This is a genomic window from Gillisia sp. Hel_I_86, from assembly GCF_007827275.1.
Lineage (GTDB): Bacteria > Bacteroidota > Bacteroidia > Flavobacteriales > Flavobacteriaceae > Gillisia.
Window position 1 is genome coordinate 370,133 of sequence record NZ_VISE01000001.1, and the last position, 21,223, is coordinate 391,355.

General features: G+C 36.6%; 22 protein-coding genes. 1 reads left to right on the forward strand and 21 read right to left on the reverse strand.

The features are described 5' to 3' along the window. Positions 1-7: 7 nt before the first annotated feature. The 20 genes from phoU to recR all read right to left on the reverse strand — a co-directional run bounded on the left by phoU (position 8) and on the right by recR (position 19,224). Positions 8-691, reverse strand: a complete 684-nt coding sequence (gene phoU / locus JM83_RS01585; RefSeq protein ID WP_144958738.1) for a phosphate signaling complex protein PhoU — start codon at positions 689-691, stop codon at positions 8-10. Between the two features lie 11 nt (positions 692-702). After that, complete coding sequence (pstB, locus tag JM83_RS01590; protein ID WP_144958740.1) at positions 703-1,503, reverse strand: phosphate ABC transporter ATP-binding protein PstB; 801 nt, start codon at positions 1,501-1,503, stop codon at positions 703-705. A 15-nt stretch (positions 1,504-1,518) separates the two neighbouring features. Then, positions 1,519-2,373, reverse strand: a complete 855-nt coding sequence (gene pstA / locus JM83_RS01595; RefSeq protein ID WP_144958742.1) for a phosphate ABC transporter permease PstA — start codon at positions 2,371-2,373, stop codon at positions 1,519-1,521. Next, on the reverse strand, positions 2,366-3,244 hold the full coding sequence (gene pstC / locus JM83_RS01600) for a phosphate ABC transporter permease subunit PstC (RefSeq protein WP_144958744.1): 879 nt from the start codon (positions 3,242-3,244) through the stop codon (positions 2,366-2,368). Before pstC ends, pstA begins: the two co-directional genes overlap by 8 nt. A gap of 123 nt (positions 3,245-3,367) precedes the next feature. Further along, entirely contained in the window at positions 3,368-4,315 is a 948-nt protein-coding gene (locus tag JM83_RS01605) for a PstS family phosphate ABC transporter substrate-binding protein (RefSeq protein ID WP_144958746.1), read from the reverse strand. 13 nt (positions 4,316-4,328) lie between these two features. Beyond that, a complete protein-coding gene (locus tag JM83_RS01610) occupies positions 4,329-5,531 on the reverse strand; it encodes a porin (RefSeq protein ID WP_186434933.1) in 1,203 nt (400 codons plus the stop codon). Positions 5,532-5,796: 265 nt separating this feature from the next. Further along, the gene (gene rimO / locus JM83_RS01615) at positions 5,797-7,149 is read right to left on the reverse strand and encodes a 30S ribosomal protein S12 methylthiotransferase RimO (RefSeq protein WP_144958750.1); all 1,353 of its coding nucleotides are present in this window, start codon (positions 7,147-7,149) and stop codon (positions 5,797-5,799) included. Between the two features lie 283 nt (positions 7,150-7,432). Next, complete coding sequence (locus tag JM83_RS01620; RefSeq protein ID WP_144958752.1) at positions 7,433-7,714, reverse strand: hypothetical protein; 282 nt, start codon at positions 7,712-7,714, stop codon at positions 7,433-7,435. 2 nt (positions 7,715-7,716) lie between these two features. Next, a complete protein-coding gene (locus JM83_RS01625; RefSeq protein WP_144958754.1) occupies positions 7,717-9,351 on the reverse strand; it encodes an amidase family protein in 1,635 nt (544 codons plus the stop codon). Between the two features lie 100 nt (positions 9,352-9,451). After that, positions 9,452-10,411 carry a signal recognition particle-docking protein FtsY gene (gene ftsY, locus JM83_RS01630; protein WP_144958756.1) on the reverse strand — a complete coding sequence of 320 codons (960 nt, stop codon included), beginning with the start codon at positions 10,409-10,411 and terminating at the stop codon, positions 9,452-9,454. Between the two features lie 126 nt (positions 10,412-10,537). After that, on the reverse strand, positions 10,538-10,690 hold the full coding sequence (locus JM83_RS01635) for a DUF4295 domain-containing protein (protein WP_144958758.1): 153 nt from the start codon (positions 10,688-10,690) through the stop codon (positions 10,538-10,540). 9 nt (positions 10,691-10,699) lie between these two features. Then, positions 10,700-10,882, reverse strand: a complete 183-nt coding sequence (rpmG, locus tag JM83_RS01640) for a 50S ribosomal protein L33 (protein ID WP_010229301.1) — start codon at positions 10,880-10,882, stop codon at positions 10,700-10,702. A gap of 25 nt (positions 10,883-10,907) precedes the next feature. After that, complete coding sequence (gene rpmB, locus JM83_RS01645; RefSeq protein ID WP_010229300.1) at positions 10,908-11,147, reverse strand: 50S ribosomal protein L28; 240 nt, start codon at positions 11,145-11,147, stop codon at positions 10,908-10,910. A gap of 160 nt (positions 11,148-11,307) precedes the next feature. Next, a complete protein-coding gene (locus JM83_RS01650) occupies positions 11,308-12,558 on the reverse strand; it encodes a competence/damage-inducible protein A (RefSeq protein ID WP_144958760.1) in 1,251 nt (416 codons plus the stop codon). Beyond that, positions 12,558-12,896: an Hpt domain-containing protein gene (locus tag JM83_RS01655; RefSeq protein WP_144958762.1), complete on the reverse strand. Its 339-nt coding sequence runs from the start codon at positions 12,894-12,896 to the stop codon at positions 12,558-12,560. Before JM83_RS01655 ends, JM83_RS01650 begins: the two co-directional genes overlap by 1 nt. Beyond that, positions 12,897-13,511, reverse strand: coding sequence for a fumarylacetoacetate hydrolase family protein (locus JM83_RS01660; protein WP_144958764.1), 615 nt, complete (start codon positions 13,509-13,511; stop codon positions 12,897-12,899). It abuts the gene before it with no gap. Between the two features lie 10 nt (positions 13,512-13,521). Beyond that, positions 13,522-14,298, reverse strand: a complete 777-nt coding sequence (locus tag JM83_RS01665) for a 3'-5' exonuclease (protein ID WP_144963664.1) — start codon at positions 14,296-14,298, stop codon at positions 13,522-13,524. 204 nt (positions 14,299-14,502) lie between these two features. Further along, positions 14,503-15,813 (reverse strand): dihydrolipoamide acetyltransferase family protein, encoded by a 1,311-nt coding sequence (locus JM83_RS01670; RefSeq protein ID WP_144958766.1) that lies wholly within the window; start codon positions 15,811-15,813, stop codon positions 14,503-14,505. Between the two features lie 784 nt (positions 15,814-16,597). Further along, positions 16,598-17,665 carry an IS5 family transposase gene (locus JM83_RS01675; RefSeq protein WP_144958309.1) on the reverse strand — a complete coding sequence of 356 codons (1,068 nt, stop codon included), beginning with the start codon at positions 17,663-17,665 and terminating at the stop codon, positions 16,598-16,600. Between the two features lie 941 nt (positions 17,666-18,606). Further along, entirely contained in the window at positions 18,607-19,224 is a 618-nt protein-coding gene (recR, locus tag JM83_RS01680) for a recombination mediator RecR (RefSeq protein ID WP_144958768.1), read from the reverse strand. A 104-nt stretch (positions 19,225-19,328) separates the two neighbouring features. On the opposite strand from recR, the gene JM83_RS01685 reads away from it, so the two are divergent. Continuing rightward, on the forward strand, positions 19,329-20,774 hold the full coding sequence (locus JM83_RS01685; RefSeq protein WP_144958770.1) for a sodium:solute symporter: 1,446 nt from the start codon (positions 19,329-19,331) through the stop codon (positions 20,772-20,774). On the opposite strand, the gene JM83_RS01690 is transcribed toward JM83_RS01685, so the two are convergent. Beyond that, complete coding sequence (locus JM83_RS01690) at positions 20,745-21,107, reverse strand: CoA-binding protein (protein ID WP_144958772.1); 363 nt, start codon at positions 21,105-21,107, stop codon at positions 20,745-20,747. The two genes, JM83_RS01685 and JM83_RS01690, sit on opposite strands and share 30 nt — an antisense overlap. Positions 21,108-21,223 lie beyond the last annotated feature (116 nt).

The following is a 21,223-nucleotide window of genomic DNA, read 5'->3' on the forward strand; positions in this document are numbered from 1 at the left end:
CTTCAATTTATTTACCAGGCTTAGGTGGCCCCTTTTTCTTTCTATGTTTTAGTACTTCAGCTTCAAGGTAAAAAATGATCTCTTCGCCTATATTTGTGATGAGGTCCCCTACTCTTTCAATCTTCTTTATCACAGAAAAAAGCAATAAATATTGATCTATCAATTTTGGGTCTTTTTGAACTTCTTCTGAAATAACGCCAAAAGAGTTTAGATTGATTTTATTAAGGATTTTATCCTTTTTAAACACCTTTCTAGCCTTTTTAGCATTTCCCGTTTTATAGGCATCCCTAATGTCATCCAGCATAGACAATGCCGCCGTATACATTTCCTCAAAACCTAATTTATCCAGTATTTCCTGACTAACAGGAGTATCTACTTCTACTATATAACTGGAAATTCCATAAGCATGATCTCCAATACGCTCCAGATCGAAATTGATCTTTCTTAATGCCAAAACAAAACGCAAATCGCTGGCTACAGGATTATGCAAGGCTATAAAACGCTCGCATTCCCTATCCAACTTAAGATCCATTCCATTTACACGATTTTCTGTATGCAAAACTTCTTCTGCCAGATCACTGTCATGAGTAAGAAATGCTTCTTTGGATTTTATAAATTGCTTTCTTACAAGTTGGAACATTTCCAAGCCTGACTGATTCAAAATTTCCCTGTGGTCTTCTAAATTCAACATAATGTTTAAGTTTATCCGAAACGCCCTGTGATGTAGTTTTCGGTTTGTTGTTTCTCTGGATTGGTAAAGATCTTATTGGTCTTATCATATTCTATTAGTTCCCCTAGATAGAAAAATGCCGTGTTATCACTAATCCTACTTGCTTGTTGCATGTTATGCGTAACAATTACAATGGTATACTTATCTTTTAATTTGTAGATTAGTTCTTCAATTTTAGCCGTAGAAATAGGGTCTAAAGCCGAAGTTGGCTCATCCATCAATATAATAGATGGCTCTACTGCCAAAGTTCTGGCAATACATAAACGTTGTTGTTGACCTCCTGAGAGTGCCAAAGCATTTTTATGAAGATCATCCTTTACCTCATCCCAAAGAGCTACCCTTTTTAAAGAACTTTCTACACGTTCTTCCAAAAACGTTTTATCCTTTAAACCTTGGATCTTTAGTCCGTAAGCAACATTTTCGTAAATGGATTTAGGAAACGGATTTGGTTTTTGAAAAACCATTCCCACCTGCTTTCTAAGCAATTCCACATTAATATCTTTATCGTTGATATTACTACCATCTATATTGATCTCACCATCCATCTTAAATCCATCTACATAATCGTTCATCCTATTGAACAATCTTAAAAATGTAGATTTCCCACAACCAGAAGGCCCAATAAAAGCGGTAACCTTGTTGGGTTTTATGTCCATACTAATCCCTTTAATGGCCATAAAATCCCCATACCACACCTTAACATCTTTTGCTTGTAATTTATACTTGCGTTTAATGCTACTTTCTATCACGCTTTCCTTTTTCTCTTTACTCATAATATAACACTTCTGTTATTTAAATTTTTTCTGCCATTTATTTCTGAAATAAACCGCAATCCCATTCATTACAAAGGTAATCAACAATAATATTATAATAGCTGCAGCCGCATTTTCCACAAATCCGTGTTGCGGACGTGTGATCCAGTTAAAAATTTGAATTGGCAGTACCGAGAACTCATCCATTGCAGAGGAAGGTGCAAAAGGCACATATGCCAAAGCTCCTATGACAATTAATGGTGCAGTCTCTCCCACCGCCCTGGATAATGCTAAAATGATCCCTGTTAAGATCCCTCCAAAGGAAGCAGGTAATAATTGATGGTATACCGTTTGCCATTTAGAGGCTCCCATTGCAAAAGAGGCATCCCTAATAGATTTAGGCACTGCTTTTAAGGCTTCACGAGTAGAAACTATAACTATAGGTAATATTAGCAATGCTAAAGTAAAACTCCCAGCCAACACGCTTGCGCCCATTTCCAAAATCCTTACGAAAACTTCCAATCCCAATAACCCATAGATTATTGAGGGCACCCCGGCAAGATTAGAAATATTCACTTCTAAAATTGTTGCCAGTTTATTCTTTTTGGAATATTCCTCTAAATAAATAGCTGCTGCAATACCAATTGGCAACGCGATTAAAGTAGTAAGCAATAAAACCCAAATACTTCCCATTAAGGCCGTATATATACCCGATTTTTCAGCTTTTCTAGATGGAAGGTTCATTATAAACTCCCAATCTATCCTCATAATTCCATCTATAAATATATTTCCAATAAAAATCGCAAGCAGTACAAGCCCTAGAAGCGTACAGAAAATTCCCCATATTTTGAAAGCCTGATCCTTTAGCCTGTTCTTTCTAATATTATTCATATTTCTCCTGGAATTTTTTACGAATTCTATAACTAATTGTGTTCAGCAAAAATGTAAATACAAACAGGGTGATCCCAGCTGCAAAAATAGTTTTGTACTCCAAAGAATCATGTTGAACATCTCCCAAACTGACCTGAACAATATATGCTGTTATTGTTTCTACCGGAACCGTAGGATCAAAAGTCAATCGTGGTTGTTGTCCTGCTGCAATAGCAACGATCATGGTTTCTCCTATGGCTCTGGATATCGCTAATATTATAGATACTATAATACCAGATGATGCTGCCGGCACCATCACTTTAAATGAATTTTGCAATCTTGTAGATCCCATTCCATAAGCGGCTTCCCGTAATGAGTTTGGTACCGCATGAAGCGCATCTTCACTCAACGACGAGATATATGGAATGATCATGATCCCCATAACCAACCCGGCAGATAGCGAATTAAAACTGGACATTCCAGGTATAAAGGATTGCAAAAACGGAGTTACCACCATTAAAGCAAAGAATCCATAAACTACAGTAGGAACTGCAGCAAGCAACTCCAAAAGGGGTTTTATGGTTCTTCTAAAACTTTTTGGTGCATATTCACTTAGATAGATACTAATGGATAGCCCTACTGGGACTGCAAATGCAATGGCGATAAACGAAGTTAAAAGAGTACCAGAAAGTAAAGGTAGTATCCCAAAATGTTTATCAGAAAATAACGGAGTCCATTCTGGATCTGTTATAAAATCCATTATCGAAACTTCACTAAAAAAATTTACTGCTTCTATGGAAAGCACTAAAACAATTCCAACTGTTACGGCAATAGTAATAAGAGCACTCAATAAAAGGCCCCTTTCAATTACTAATTCCTTAATTTTTCGCATTTATAAAATTAAAATTAGGGCAAAAGGTTAAATAGACTGAAAACCCACCCACAATATGGGCAGGTAATTCAGTCTTAAACAAAATTATACTTTTTCAAATTTAGCTTTCATCTCAATATTCGACTACTGATTATCTTTCACAAACTTATTGAATTTTTCTTTCTGAGCTGCGTATTCTTCTTTTGTCATTGCAATATAACCAACATCTTTGGCCAATGCACCAGCTTCCTCTAAATAAAATTTCACAAAGTCCACCACTTGCTTATCCTTTAAAGAAGAACTGTTCACATAAATAAACAAGGGTCTGGATAATGGAGTATAGGTTCCATTCTTCACAGTTTCTGTAGATGGTTTAACCGGACCGTTACCTCCATCTACTGAAGCTAATGCTAATTTATCCTGATTTGCCTCGAAATAAGCCAATCCAAAAAACCCTAACCCATATTTATCTCCAGCAACACCTTGCACCAATACATTATCATCTTCACTAGCAGTAAAATCCCCTCTACTAGATCCACTTTCTCCAACGATCGCTTCCGTAAAATAATCGAAAGTTCCAGAAGCAACCCCAGGTCCGAACAAATGAATTTCTTCATTTGGCCAAGCTGGGTTTATTTGGTTCCATTTTTTGATCTTCCCTTGTGCTGCAGGTTCCCAGATCATTTTTAATTCTTCAACTGTAAAAGAAGTAGCCCAATCGTTTTCTGGATTAATAACAACTGCAAGTCCGTCATAAGCAACTTCCAATTCTACGTAAGTAATATTGTTCTCTTTAGCTATTGCAGCTTCAGATTCCTTTATTGGTCGAGAAGCATCTGAAATATTGATCTCTCCTCTTCCGAATTTTTTGAAACCTCCACCAGTTCCTGAAACTCCAATAGTAACATCTACTTTAGGCTGTACTGCTCTAAACTCCTCAGCAACAGCTTCAGTAATAGGATATACTGTACTGGATCCATCTATAGATATCGTTCCAGATCCTGCTTCCCCGTTTTCTTTATCCTGACCTTTATTGTTTCCGCAAGAAATAACTGCGAAAGATAAAATTGCAATTAATAATACTTTTTTCATGGTTTGATTATTTTTAAAAATGAATGTCTATTTGTAATCTATATGCTAAGCTATTGTCTAAGTTGTTCTCGAAATCGTTCCAACTTACATCTGTTTGAACTTTTAGTTTGTGACCAACAATATATTTTGAAAGCCCTAAAGTATACTGGTTCTCTATACCCTCACCAGTTAAAGCTTCATCTAAAGCAACCTGCGTATATCTACCAACAACTTCAAAATTGTTTTTAAACACATAACCAGCCTGCATGTTAAATCCATCTCCTACCTCTACTACTCTTCCTGTTGGAGTACCATCTGAATTTAAAGCAACTGCATTATCTGCTGTTCTTTTAGCATATTCTGCCATTGCAGAGAATCCTTGATATTTAAAAATCCCATCTATAAAGAACGTGTTTATATCGGTTTCAAAAAAGCCAGTGTCTGTGGTCATATAACTTCCCATGTTAGAACGAGTCTTTACAGCATTACTGTTATGATCGTAACTCACACCTAAAGCCAATTTAGGTGTTTCTTCCCTATCAAGGTCTGCTCCAGAATAATCATCAAAATCACCAAAAGGAAGAACTTCTATTCTACCCGTATATTGAAATCCTCCAAGATTTTCTGAAGTTACGTTTCTACCTTCACCCTGAGAAACTGCTAATGCTTCTCTAACAATTACATTTTCACCTAGATTAAAATAATGATGTAGTTGCATCCCCATATCACGATCTACGTTAAATTTACTGTTAACCAAAGAGCGATCTACCGTTTGCAGGTTTGCTGAAGAGATAACCCTTTCTCTGTTTCCGGGAAGTTTGGTTTGTCCAATCCATAATTCAAAATTCTCATAAAAGTTCCACTTTAAAACAGCATCTAGAATATATCTTGGTGCGTTGCTTGTAAATTCTGAAGCTCCGCTAATATCTCTGTTGGACAATCCCAATTCAATCTTGTAAGTTAATTTAGGAGAATAAGCAAAACCCTCAAATTTTAAACGGGCTCTTCTAATTAAAAAATTGGTTTCAGCATTTTGTATATTTTCATTATCAGGAAAATCCCAAGTGCTCGTATATAAAGATTGAAAACGAGCTGCAAATTTTAAGCTATACGAGCTATCTTTTGCCACTACATTTACCAAACCTTTACCAAATTTGTTGTTAGTGATATCTTGCGCTTGTGCAAAATAAGAAGTTACAAGTCCGAAGAGAAGTAACATTGACCATTTTAATTTCATTATCTTGTTGTTTTTGTCGCTGCAAATGTGCGACTCCAATGTTAAGTTAATGTTACTTGCAAGTTATGCTTTGGTCAAAAGTAAGAATTTATAATAAAAGCCGCCCCTTTGGGGCGGCTTCTTCATAAAATAAAGTCGACAAAAACCAAAGATTCTATGAAATCACCTTTAAAATAAAGGCACTTCAAATATTATGCTTTTCATGCTCTTCAAAGTCATTTAAAGATTAAGCAATAATTAAGTTATTGTAACGAAAGTCTATTCCTTATGAAGTCCTGATCTTTAATTCCTTTCTTACTGGTTTAGAAACTTTTGCGTTTACTGGAGTACCATAAAGATCAAAATCTGCTGCCTCATGAATCAAGACATCATAGAATTCTCCGGTTTTTAGGTAAATTTCTGTAGCATCAATAAGAACTTCATTATCCACATCTGGAGAATCAAATTCGGTTCTTCCAATAAAATAATTACCTTCCTTTCTATCGATGATTACCTTAAAGGTTTGACCTATTTTCTGCTGATTTAATTCCCATGAGATCTGGGATTGAATTTCCATAATTTCATTAGCCCGCTGTTGCTTTACTTCCTGCGGAACATCATCTACCAAATTAAAAGCATGTGTATTTTCTTCATGAGAATAGGTAAAACAACCTAAACGCTCGAAACGCATTTTGATAACCCAATTTTTTAGGGTTTGATAATCTTCTTCAGTTTCTCCCGGATATCCAACGATCAACGTGGTTCTAATGGTCATTTCTGGAACCGCTTTTCTAAATTCCTGAAGCAACTTCGTAGTTTTTGCCTCCGTAGTTCCCCTTCGCATAGATTTCAAAATAGTATCAGAAATATGCTGAAGCGGGATATCCAGATAGTTACAGATCTTTGGTTCCCTATTCATCACGTCCAATACATCCATTGGGAAACCTGTTGGAAATGCATAATGCAACCTGATCCATTCTATTCCTTCCACTTGCACAAGATTTTCTAACAGTTCTGCAAGATTTCTTTTCTTATAAATATCCAACCCATAATAGGTAAGATCTTGCGCGATCAAAACCAATTCTTTTACGCCATTTGCTGCCAGACCTTTCGTTTCCTTAACCAATTGTTCTATTGGAGTAGATTTATGTTTTCCTCGCATTAATGGGATAGCACAAAAAGAACAAGGACGGTCACAACCTTCGGCAATCTTTAAATATGCGTAATTTTTAGGGGTTGTAGTTAAACGCTCTCCTAAAAGTTCGTGTTTATAATCTGCTTCCAAAGCAGCTAGTAATTCCGGTAATTCTGTAGTTCCAAAATATTGATCCACATCTGGAATTTCCTTCTGAAGATCTGGTTTATAGCGTTCACTTAAACATCCTGTTACAAACACTTTATCTACTTCTCCTTCTTGCTTTTTTGCTACATATTCCAGAATGGTGTTTACAGATTCTTCCTTGGCGTTGTCTATAAACCCACAGGTATTAATTACAACAATATTTCCTTCTTCCTCATGAACAACGTCCTTATCGTTTGCCTTTAATTGTCCCATTAACACCTCACTGTCGTAAACATTCTTACTACAACCAAGCGTCACTACATTGATCTTGTTCTTTCTTCTGGACTTTGTTCTCATAACTAATACCTTTTTGAATTCCCTGACTATACTAATTATAGCCCTAGCGGAAAACGGCTGCAAAGATACAACCTAAAAACTGATTAAAAGAAGATTGTATATCCGTAAAGTATCCTGAAATGATAAATAACGTCATTCTGTCCCGACCGTTCGGGAGTTTCAGAATCTCATAACACTAATAATCAATCCTGTAAACAGAGACCCCGAAATAAATTAAGGGTGACGAAACAACTATAGGGCAAAAAAGGATATGCCATAAAGAAGATTAGCAGGATTCTGTAAACTAGTTAAAATATTCATGCAGCTCTATCACCCATCGGGCTTCGTAAAACCTGATAGCGCTAATCACCAAAATCCCAACTACTACATAGACCCATGAAAAATTGTCATTTTTCATCAGTAACCCACCGATGATTGCAAACAGCAAAAATGGTAGAGCGATAATTAAATTGGGAAGCGCCCAAGCGTCTTCAAAAAGAATGGCAATAAGCTTCATGACCACATAAAACACACTATAAAAAACAATGATCTTACTAATAATCGCCTTAAAATTGGTTTTAGGCATGCTTAATTCTTATAATTTTCCGGGGAAACTCGCTTTTTAGAAGCTTTTTCGTAAGCCAAAGCCCAACTTAACAATGCAGCTTCTTGATAAGGTCTTGCAATAAAAGTCAATCCCTTTGGAGCGTTGTTTTTTGCATACCCCATAGGCACGGTGATCGCCGGATATTTTGCAACCGCTGCGTAACCTGCATGGTAATTATTAATAGAAAGAATTCCATCTAAATTATGCGCCCTCATTGGCCCTTCAAAGAATTGCTTCCCTTTCGTAATTAAGGTGTCTTTTATAGCTGCAAATTCTTCAGTAGTAGCAGAATCGGCTACAATTCCATCAAATAATTTCTGACCATAAGGGGAACGCATCAAAGAATCAGTATTATTATAAGAAACCACATCCTTCACACTCTTGAAGGGCAAGTCTTTATTTCCATATCTTTTGAAATATACAGGAAGATCCCGCTTCATCTCTATATTGAGAAATCTTGTGAAATTTGGAAGATCCAAATCCTCCCCTTCAAATTCTATTATTTCAGCTCCAGCAGATTTAAGGTCATTGATGGCTGCGACATATAAACTATCTTCCATCAAAGATTTTATAGCTCCAAAACGTTTTCCTTTTAAAGAAACTTCAGCTAAACTTTCATAATAATTAGAGGTGTTGTTTTTATTAGCTACTGAAGCAGGATCTTGAGAATCCCTGCCAGACATAGCTGAAAACAAGATCGCATTATCTCGTACATTTTTAGTAATTGGGCCAGGCGTATCCAAATAACTGGAAATTGGAACGATTCCGCCTCTGCTCAACACCCCGATAGTGGGCTTTAAACCCACTAAAGAATTCTGGCTAGCTGGAGATAATATAGAACCCGAAGTTTCAGAGCCTACTGCAACTGGTGCAAAATTTGCCGCTACAGAAACCGCACTTCCCGAACTGGACCCGCCTGTATCTAAGGTTCTTCTTCCATATGGATTAAGTGTCTGGCCTCCAACCGCAGAATATCCACTTGGACAGTCTCCACAAAAGAAATACGCCCATTCGCTAAGATTGGCTTTTCCTAAAATTAAAGCGCCGTTTTCTTTTAGACGCTTCACAATAAAAGCATCTTCAGTATTGTTATTAGCTAAAGCAATAGCCCCGGCCGTGGTTGGCATATCTGCTGTATTTATATTGTCTTTTAGAAGTACTGGAATCCCAAAAACGGGATGCTTCATCATTTTATTTTTGAGCCCTTGATCCTTAACCCGGGCTTCCTGTAATACATTCGGATTTAATGAGATTACTGAATTTAGACTTAAGTCATTATTTCTGTCATATTTCTGAATACGCTTCAAATAAAACAACGTTAATTCCTCGTAAGTGAAATTTCCAGAATAAACAGCTTTTTGCAAAGTAGGAATATCTTGATCTAAGATAAGTGGCAATAATTGAGTATACCTTTCTTCAGAAAAAGCTTCTAAATCTTTATTAAACGGAGCCCAAATAGAATCTGATTCAATATATTTTGAATCCAATACTTTAAACTCTCTAAAATCGGCAACTTTCGTAGTATCCTGTACTGTTTGTACAGAACTTAATTGTTTTGATTCCTCTTTACAAGCAATAAAAGCTAGTAAGAAGAATGAGAGTAAAAGCTGTTTCATAAACAATGAGATTAAATTGATTTTTTATTCAATAAATATGCTAAATTTTAAATATTAAGATCTATTGAATTCAGAATTAAAACTAGTTAAAATATCAGAATTATTGCTTCTTAAAGAATGAATCTACAAATTCAAATTTATTGAAGGTTTGAAGATCTTCTATGCCTTCTCCAACTCCAATATATTTTACCGGAATTTTAAACTGATCGCTAATTCCAATCACGACGCCACCTTTAGCAGTTCCATCCAGTTTAGTTACAGCAAGAGAAGTAACCTCTGTAGCGGCCGTAAACTGTTTAGCCTGTTCAAAAGCATTCTGACCTGTTGAGCCATCCAACACCAATAGCACTTCGTGAGGAGCATTAGGAATCACTTTTTGCATTACCCTTTTTACTTTGGTAAGCTCATTCATAAGGTTCACTTTATTGTGCAATCTACCTGCGGTATCTATAATTACCACATCTACATCTTGCTTTACAGCACTTTCTACCGCATCGAAAGCAACAGACGCGGGATCGCTTCCCATTTGTTGTTTTACAATGGGAACTCCGGTCCTATCTGCCCAAACTTGAAGCTGATCTATAGCAGCTGCCCTAAAAGTATCTGCTGCTCCCAAAAGCACTTTTTTGCCATCCTTCTTGAATTGATGTGCCAATTTCCCGATGGTTGTCGTTTTTCCTACCCCATTCACACCAACTACCATAATTACATAAGGTTTGCTGGAATTATCGAAATCAAATCCGTTTCCAACACCGGTTTCTGTTTCAGAAAGCAAGCCTGCGATCTCTTCTCTTAAAATCTCGTTCAGTTCGGCTGTTCCCAAATATTTATCGCGCTCTACACGTTCTTCTATTCTCTTAATTATCTTTATCGTGGTTGCAACCCCAACATCGCTGCTTACCAATACATCTTCAAGATCATCTAAAACGTCTTCGTCTACCGTGGATTTACCGGCAACGGCCTTACTCATTTTAGAAAGAAAAGTGGTCTTGGATTTCTCAAGTCCTTTATCCAGGGTTTCTTTTTTCTCCTTGGAAAATATTTTTTTAAATAAACTCATTTCTATTGGATGGTTTTTCCTTGCTGAACTAAACCAAGAATCAGCAAAAATTCATGCGTAAATATACATAAAAAGAAAAAGCCGTCCAGATAGTTCAGGACGGCCTTTAAAATATTTTAAAATGACTTATTTTTTAGCTAAAAAGTCATTCACTTGTTCTGGGATCATAATACTTTCAACAAAAGTATAAGAGCCGGTTTTTGGAGATTTCACCATTTTAACGGCTTTAGTTAATCTCTTGGATCCTGTTTGCAACGATGCTACTGATTTTTTTGCCATGACTTATACTTATTTGATTTCTTTATGAACCGTCATCTTCTTAAGAATAGGGTTAAATTTCTTTAGCTCCAACCTATCTGGCGTGTTCTTTTTGTTTTTTGTTGATATATATCTAGAAGTACCCGGTTTCCCGGATTCTTTGTGTTCTGTACATTCTAAGATAACCTGTATTCTATTGCCTTTCTTTGCCATTTTCTCGTGTCTTTATGGTTTAGGATTATTTGTTTAAAAACCCTTTTTCTCTAGCTTCCTTCATGACAGCAGAGATCCCTTTTTTATTGATGTTCTTTAATGCAGAAGCAGATATTTTTAGGGTTACCCACTTATCTTCTTCAGGAATATAAAAACGTTTCTTTAATAAATTGATATTAAATTTACGTTTGGTTTTATTCATGGCATGGGAAACATTGTTCCCAACCATTGCTTTTTTACCTGTAAGTTCACAAACTCTTGACATTGCTCTATCTCTTTATCTTGTTATTTCAAAACAGGCTGCAAATTAACGATTTTTTTAAGTAACTGCCAACATAAAAATAAAAATATTTTATGCCTTATTTCCTCTTTATCACTATGATGCAATCTAGTTGTTTTGATATCAAATACTTCTGAAGGAATTTTTATTTAGAAAGAAGCTCTTTTAGCAGCATTTCCAGGGCTTTATTCACTGTTTTCTGGATAACTTGCTCCCTGCTTCGGCTAAATTTAAACTCTTGCGCGAAAACTTTATCTGGTGTGGCGATTCCAATAAAAACCGTTCCCACCTCTGCATCGCTCTCTCCTTTTTCCGGTCCGGCATTTCCTGTGGTGGAAATTGCATAATCTGATTTAAAAATAAGCTTCGAATTTCTCGCCATCTCTTCCGCTACTTCTGCGCTAACCACACTTTTTTCCTCAATTAATTCATGGGGAACCTTTAAAATGTCCTCTTTGGACTCGGTTGCATAAACAACAATCCCCCCTTTAAAACTAGTAGATGCTCCAGGATTTTTAGTGAATTTTGTAGCTAGCTCCCCTCCTGTACAACTTTCGGCAACAGATAAAAATTGACTTTTAGCTCTCAGCAATTCATTTATCGTGATGGCAATATCTTCGTTCTCTCCATTTACATCAGAAATGATATCATGCAAGATTGGATAGATCTTTTCAAATTCTTTATCTATAGAAGTTTTGAGCGCTGCCTCATTTTGCCCTTTTCCCGAAAGCCGCAATCTAACCGTTCCAAAACTCGGCAAATAAGCCAGCTTAATATGAGAGGGCAAATTGTTCTCCCAATCCTCTATTCTTTGGGCTATAGCGCTTTCTCCCAATCCATAAGTTCGAATGGTCTTGTGATAGATAAATGGCCTTTTGAATTCCTTAATTAACCTAGGCAAAACTTCCCGTTCCATCAAGGATTTCATCTCGAATGGAACGCCAGGCAGAGCGATGAAAACCTTATTATCCTTTTTCATCCATAGGCCAGGAGCCGTGCCATATTCATTATGCAACGCAATTGCTTTTGAAGGTATGAGCGCTTGCTCCCTATTGAGATCTGAAATAGGCGTAGTTACATATTTGGCGAAAATCGATTCTATATGGCGCAAAACATGTTCATCCTTAATTAAAGAATCTTCAAAAAACTCACATAATACCTTTTTTGTAATATCATCTTTTGTAGGACCTAAGCCACCAGTGATCAAGATGACATCTGCCCTGGAATAAGCCTCTTTTAGGGTAGTAAGTATGTGGTCGTGCTCATCTTTCACAGAAGTGATTTGATGAACGGATATGCCAATTTTATTGAGTTCCTGTGCAATATGTGCCGAATTGGTATCTACAATTTGGCCAATGAGAATCTCATCCCCAATTGTAATAATTTCTGCAATCATTACAAAGCGAAATCATTTTTCAACTCTCTTTCTGCCAACCTAACCTTAGCGGCTATCTTTTCACCTGCATCCCGAGCATTTGTCTCCCGCTCCTTCCCCTTGGACCAAGCCTCGATCAATAATATATTATCCATTTGGTTCAACCCAAAAAGCTGAAGATTAGGCTTCATTTTATGTGCAAATTGATATGCCAAAGCGGGATTACTGTTGTAAATAGCCTCCGACATTGAAGCTACATCCGGTGGAATTTCTTCCAAAAAGGTTTGAACAATTATCTTCACAAAATCATCATCTCCACCTGCCATCTCAATTACGTCGTCTAAGTTGTAGTTTTTCATTTATTTTACCTGTATTGAAAATAGTTGCTTTTCTTCTATTAGCCCAGTTAAGACGTCGTTGACCTCAACCTTTCCAACTCCTTCTGGAGTTCCTGTAAAAATAATATCCCCAATTTTTAAAGTGAAATATTTTGAGACATAAGAAATAAGCTCGTCAATTTTCCACAACATATCACTGGTATTACCGGTTTGTACCGGCTCATTATTTTTAAGCAAGCTAAAGTTAATATTATTTAGGCTGGAAAAGGAATTTTTATCGATCCATTTTTCGCCAATTACCGCAGCACCATCAAAACCTTTGGCTTTTTCCCATGGCAAGCCTTTATCTTTTAGTTTTTGTTGCAGGTCCCTAGCGGTAAAATCTATACCCAATCCAATCTCCTTGTAATATTTGTGGGCATATTGCTCTTCAATATATTTCCCTACCCTATTTATTTTCACCAACACTTCCACTTCATAATGGACATCCTTGCTGAAATCTGGAATAAAAAACGGTTGCTTCTTTAAAAGAACAGCAGTGTCTGGTTTTAAAAATATGACAGGCTCTGTAGGTTTTTCGTTTTTTAATTCTGAAATGTGGGCACTATAATTCCTGCCGATGCAAATAATTTTCATAGAAGCCCAGTTATTTCACTTTTGTATTTAATTTTCTCAATTTTATCCTTGTCAGGATCTTTTTGGTATATAAAGGGAAATCGGCATTTTGGATCCATCCAAAATATCCAGGTTCCTCTTCCAGCACCTTTTCTACAAGTTTTCCTTTGTATTTCCCAAAAGCAAATACTTCTTCCCCCTTTTTATCGAAAGCAATAAAACCGGCAAAATCTGCAAATTTTCTTCTCTCACTATATTTGGACAGCCATGACATATCGTTTTCCAATTCGTCGTATTTATCGAGCTGTGATTTTAGGACTTCGTAAGTAGCATTCGTATCTGCTTCGGCTCCATGGGCACCTTCCAATTCTTTATCACAGTAGAATTTATAAGCTGCAGATAGGGTTCTTTGTTCCATTTTATGAAAAATGGTTTGCACATCCACCGAGGCTTGGCTTTTCATATCAAAATCTATATCTGCCCGCAATAATTCTTCGGCAAGTAACGGTATATCAAATCGGTTGGAATTATATCCTCCCAAATCACAACCTTTTATCATTTCATAGATTTTTGGCGCCAATATATTGAAAGTTGGTTCCTCAGCTACTTTTTCATTGGAAATTCCATGAATAGCAATAACCTCAGCCGGAATATCCATTTCAGGATTTACCAACCAGGTTTTACTTTCTTTATTCCCATTGGGAAATACTTTTAAGATAGAGATTTCAACAATCCGATCTTTGGCAACATTGGTACCTGTGGTTTCAAGGTCAAAAAAGCAAATTGGTTTTGTGAGTTTCAACTCCATAAAAATCATTGGTTTTTGTAAAGATACTATATTTTGAATGTTCTAAAAATTCAAACTCACCTTCTGTAAAAATGATTTTTAGAAAAAGTAAAAGCCACCAAAGCTACATTGTAGATGAAGCATTGATGGCTATTTAAGCTTATATATTTTGAGAATCAAGAACCTCGGGGCAAACATCGGGAAATTTAGACCCTCAATGAGGGATTAAACTTCCCTGTTTTTGTCGAAAGATTCCAGATACTGCGCAACACGTTGTACAAACTGTCCCCCTAACGCCCCGTTAACAACACGATGATCGTAACTATGGGATAAGAACATCTTGTAACGAATCCCAATAAAATCTCCCTCCGGGGTCTCTATAACCGCAGGAACTTTTCTAATTGCCCCAAGTGCCAAAATAGCCACTTGCGGTTGGTTGATAATTGGAGTTCCCATGATACTACCAAAAGTACCCACATTTGTTACTGTATAGGTTCCTCCTTGTATATCATCTGGCTTTAATTTATTCTCCCGTGCCCTATTGGCAAGATCGTTTACCGTTTTGGCCATTCCCACAAGGTTCAATCTATCGGCATTTTTTATAACCGGTACAATAAGATTTCCATCTCCTAGCGCAGCTGCCATTCCAAGATTTATATTTTTCCTCTTAATAATTTTATCTCCATCCAAAGCGATATTGATCATTGGGAAATCTTTGATCGCTTTTGCAACTGCTTCCATAAAGATTGGAGTAAATGTTAATTTCTCCCCTTCCCTTTTTTCAAAAGCTGTCTTATTTTTGCTTCTCCAATTCCAAATGTTGGTAACATCTACTTCTATAAAAGATTGAACATGGGCAGAAGTTTGGACACTTTCTACCATGTGGTGAGCAATCATTTTACCCATTCTGGTCATTTCGATGATCTCATCCTCTCCACTAACACTAATTGGAGCAGTTGGCTTTTTAGCAGCTGGAGCAGATTGTCCAGGAGCAGAAACACCTGCCGTGGATTTTGGTTGAGTTGATCGCTCTTCTAAATATCCTAAAATATCATTTTTAGTAACTCTTCCATCTTTCCCAGTTCCCTCCAATTTTTCTAATTCCTGAAGAGAAACCCCTTCTTTCTTAGCAATATTCTTAACTAATGGAGAATAGAATTTTGTAGAATCAGAAAAATCTGTTGTAGAAGTTTCTGAAATGTTTTTAGCTGAAGTAAGCATTTTTTCGGCCTCTTCCACCAAGGCACCTTCCGGTTTTTTAGTTTCAGTAGGCTGCGCCTTGGAATCATCCCCTCCAGCTATTTCAATAATAGCGATGGTTTGCCCAACTTGCACTACATCATCTGGGTCAAAAAGTTTTTCAATAAGCACCCCATCCACCTCACTTGGAACTTCACTATCAACTTTATCGGTTGCTATTTCCAGTACTGCCTCATCTGCTTCAATAGTATCTCCAACCTCTTTTAACCAGCTGGTAATTGTTGCTTCTGCTACGCTTTCCCCCATTTTGGGTAACTTAAGTTCAAACTTTGCCATATTATTATCTCAACGATGTTTTTTATAATTCTTATTGCGAAATTACTAAATTTAACACTTAAGAAGTATTAAATATGTAATAAATTTATTTTTTAAGCCAGATGCAAGCTTAAAATAATTCATTCTGGTGCCGGTAAAATTACAATTATGTTTTTTTAGATTAAAGAGATTGTAATGATTTAAGGAATTTTTAAAAAGATTTATGTATATCCGTTTTTTGTCCTATAGTTGTTTCGTCACCCTCAACTTGATTCAGGGTCTAATTTAACATACATGAGATGCTGAAACAAGTTCAGCATGGCGAGAGGCCTTCGATACAAACATGGGATGACAATTTTATTCCTATATCATCCCGACGCTAGGAGGGATCTCTATTGGATCGAAGTGCTTTTTACTGCACGAATGCACGAATATTTTAAAAAAAAGCGTCATTTCGGGCATTTCGACTTCGCTCAATACAGGCTAAAGTCGAGAACTATTTTATAACGCATTGCTGCTTCATTGAGATGCTTCACTATGTTCAGACAATTCGATCTTCATGATTATCGGGACAGAATGACTTCTCGACTCCGCTCGAAGGGACAATCATACCCCCTTTTGTCATCCTGACGAAGGAAGGATCTCTTTTATTATAGGTGGGTTCTAAAAATTCATTTTTTTGATTTTTTTACAAAGCAATCCCCATTGGTTTTGTAGAAATAATTTTTTCGTCAGCTAAATCTCAATATATTTTTGACCTGACACCTCTAAAAATTCATTTTTAAAACAATTATCTCTTTGATTTTTAGTTTTTTATAGGTAAAATGTTTAATCTGACTACTTGTTCATATCGGAATAAATTATAGGTTAAATTGATCAGTCCGATTATTCCAGTAGCTCTTGCTATTCCGATTGATTTCAATTTTAGGCCATTCATACTTTGCTCCATAAACCCAAAAACGTGTTCAACCCTGGCTCGTGTTCTTGATCTCTCAGTATTGTTTTCCTTTTGCTCCTCTGTTAATGGTTTGTTTTTATATCCTTTCTCGTGAACTTTATTTATCATTTTATATTTTGCAATTGTTTCTTCTTGCTTTTCTCCGGTATAAGCACTGTCTGCATACAATTCTTGATCTTTATCTGTTTCCTCTAACAAGTCTTCGGTGGCTTGCGAGTCGTGGACCGAGGCACTCGTTACAACAAAAGTGTTGATGAATTTGCTTTTGGCATCCACTTTTGCGTGGTTTTTATAGCCAAAAAAATTCTCGTTGTTTTTCTTGGTCCAACGGGCATCAATATCTTTGTGTGATTTTTTGTGGGGTTTGTCGTTCCATAAACCATCACCTTCTCCTTCTTTGATCTTTTTATTTTCCTCACGGGTATTGCGCTGGCGTGGCGCAATAGTAAAACTGGCATCTATCATTTGCCCCTTGTTCAATATCAGTTCCTTGGTCTCTAAAAAACTTTTGAATTGTGTGAACAAATCTTCAATAAGACCAGATTTTGTAAGGATCTCTCTAAATGCCCAAACGGTTTTTTCGTCTGGAATCTTGTCGCCAGTGTCCAGGCCCAAAAAGTTTTTAAAACTTGTCCTGTCCAATATTTGGTACTCTACCTGCTTATCTCCAAGTCCATAATAGCGTTGTAAGATCAAGATTTTGAACATCAAAACTACATCGAAGGGTTTTGCTCCGGCATTATTTTTCTTGGTAGAATTTAGAAGCTTGCTCTCCAATAAAGCTCTAAACATTTCAAAATCAATAGCTTTACTGATTTTATCTAACGGATTACCAATTTCTGATAATTTTTCAGCAGAAAATTGCTCGTCGAATAATGACTTCTTTCCTGTGGATTTGTATATCTGTTTATCCATGTTTTTATCTGTGTTTTTGAAGTCATAAATATACGGATAAATACTTGAAAATCATGTATTTAATTTTTAGAACTCCCCTATATATTATTGCTGCTCCTTAGGGATTCTTCACTATGTTCGGAATGGCAAAAAAAGGCTCTCAGACTGAGCTTGTCGAAGGGTCTCAAAACAGCTCGCCATTCGTCACCCTCAACTTGATTCAGGATCTAATTTAACATACATGAGATGCTGAAACAAGTTCAGAAGGACGAGAGGCCTTCGATACAAACATGGGATGACAATTTTATTCCTATATCATCCCGACGCTAGGAGGGATCTCTATTGGATCGAAGTGCTTTTTACTGCACGAATTCACGAATATTTTAAAAAAAAGCGTCATTTCGGGCATTTCGACTTCGCTCAATACAGGCTAAAGTCGAGAACTATTTTATAACGCATTGCTGCTTCATTGAGATGCTTCACTATGTTCAGACAATTCGATCTTCATGATTATCGGGACAGAATGACTTCTCGACTCCGCTCGAAGGGACAATCATACCCCCTTTTGTCATCCTGACGAAGGAAGGATCTCTTTTATTATATATTATTGCTGCTCCTTAGGGATTCTTCACTATGTTCGGAATGGCAAAAAAAGCCTCTCAGACTGAGCTTGTCGAAGGGTCTCAAAACAGCTCGCCATTCGTCACCCTCAACTTGATTCAGGGTCTAATTTAACATACATGAGATGCTGAAACAAGTTCAGCATGGCGAGGGGCGATATATCACAGGAAATCGATATTTCTAAAAAATACGTCTATGGTAATTTATTTCAGGGTCTCAATATTGCATTGGTTTACATTGAAATGAGATTCTGAAACAATTCCGATAGCTATGGGAACAGAATGACGTCCTTTTTCAGTTTGGGATATTTACGGATAAACAAAAAGATTCTTTTCCTTTCTCTAATTTTTCAAAGATCCTTCAAATGGAATTCTATTGGCAATGCTTCTTCCCAAGGTAACCTCATCTGCATATTCCAGTTCGTCCCCCACAGAAATCCCTCGTGCAATTGTTGAAGTTTTGATATCCAAGCCTTCTAGTTGTCTAAAAATATAAAAATTGGTGGTATCCCCTTCCAATGTACTGCTTAGAGCAAAAATAATTTCTTTAACCTCTCCTTCTTTTACTTTATCTACCAAAGATTTTATTGTTAGCTGCGAAGGCCCAATTCCATCCATCGGACTTATTTTCCCTCCAAGCACGTGATATAAGCCGCGATACTGACCTGTATTCTCTATGGCCATCACATCCCGAATATCTTCTACCACACACACAAATTCCCTTGTTCTGTTAGGGTTTGCACAAATTTCACAAACTTCGGTATCACTTATATTATGACAATTCTTGCATAATTTAATATTTGCTTTCAAATCCAGCAGGGCTTGGGCGAGTTGCTGGGTTTGAGCCGTGGGCTGCTTTAGCAAATGCAATACAAGACGCAAAGCAGTTCGCTTGCCAATTCCCGGTAACTGCGACATTTCTGCAACAGCCTGTTCCAATAATTTAGAAGAAAAATCCATAGTTCAAAATTACATTTTTTATAGATACTACTAAATTTTACTCATGCATACTAATTGACAACTTATCCCATTAATTTGTATTTTGGCTTCGAAATTGAAATTCTATGCAACCAGTTTACATCCTACTGTTAATAGCTTCCTATTTTGGGGCATTGTTAATCATCTCCTATTTTACCGGTAAAAATGCCAATAACGATGCATTTTTCAAAGCTAACAGGCAATCGCCTTGGTATGTTGTTGCTTTTGGGATGATAGGCGCCTCTCTTAGCGGCGTTACCTTTATATCAGTGCCTGGATGGGTAGAAGCCAGCCAGTTTAGTTATATGCAGGTGGTTTTAGGATATATTGTAGGTTACGCCGTGATTGGATTGGTACTGCTTCCTCTTTATTATAAAATGAACCTGACATCCATTTATACTTATTTGGAAAGTAGGTTTGGGAGATATTCGTATAAAACAGGAGCTTCTTTCTTTTTACTATCTCGAGTAGTTGGAGCAAGTTTCAGGTTGTTTTTAGTAGCCAATGTGTTGCAAATAATACTATTTGATGCCTTGGGAATCCCTTTTTGGGCAACTGTGGTTATGACCATTGCGCTAATTTGGTTGTACACCTTCAAATCTGGAATTAAGACCATTGTTTATACCGATACATTGCAAACCCTTTGTATGCTGATTGCTGTGGGAGTTAGTATCTACTATGTCTCTGACAGTTTAGGAATACAAGGAAGCAATTTAATTGGGCATATTGCAGATAGTGACTTTTCCAAGATGTTCTTTTTCGATGATTTTAAAAGTGCCGATTATTTCTGGAAACAATTTATATCTGGGGCTTTTATAGCAATCGTTATGACAGGTTTGGACCAAGATATGATGCAGAAAAACCTCACTTGCAGGAATTTGAAAGATGCACAAAAGAACATGTTTTGGTTTACAATTGTACTCACCTTTGTAAATTTGGTGTTTTTGGCATTAGGGGTTTTACTTACAGAATACGCTAGGCTGAATGGAATAGACGCCTTTAAAGATGATCTCTTTCCAGTGATTGCCACACAAAGCGGATTAGGGGTTGGGATTGCGACTTTCTTTATTCTAGGGTTGATTGCTGCTGCTTACAGTAGCGCAGATAGTGCCCTTACTGCATTAACCACTTCTTTTAGCATCGATATATTGGATATCGAAAAAAAATATGAAGCCGCTAAACAAGAAATTGTAAGAAAGCGAATCCATATAGCGGTTTCAATCGTGCTAATACTTGTAATTATAATTTTTAAATATATTATAAAAGATGAAAGCGTAATTGACAAACTCATTGTTTTTGCAGGATACACCTACGGTCCTTTGCTAGGGCTTTATAGTTTTGGACTCTTTACAAAATGGATGGTAAAAGATAAATGGGTGCCAATAATCGCCATTTTATCCCCAATAGTATGCTATTTGATTAGTATGAATAGCGAAGTATGGTTTGGGTTCGAATTTGGCTTTTTTGTCCTTATCCTAAACGGGGCTTTAACCTTTCTAGGTTTAATATTGATTCGTAGAAAGCATCACTAAGGTACAGGCATTCTGAAATTCTATGTTGTTTTTACGCAATAGGTCATACAGCACAGGATTTTCTGTGCCTGGGTTAAAAATTACCCTTTTTGGCTGTAAATCGATGATATACTCGTAAAATTCTTCCTGTCTTTTTGCATTGAGGTATAGGGTTATAGTGTCTATATCTTCAAAATCCACCATTTCTGAATTAATTGTAACTCCATTTACCGTTCCTGCTCTCAGGCCTACTGCCACCGTGGGTTGATTATTTCTCACCAAACGTTCTATTGCCAGATTAGAGTAACGAGCGTTATTTAATGAAGCTCCAAGGACCAAGGTTTTCTTTTTCATATACCTCAAAGTTAATATTTAGGTTTAAGTGTAACAAAAAATTTTGGTTGTGTTTTATATATTATATAAAGAACATTTGCAAAACAAATTAAGCTGAAGGTGTGGCGAATTGTAAC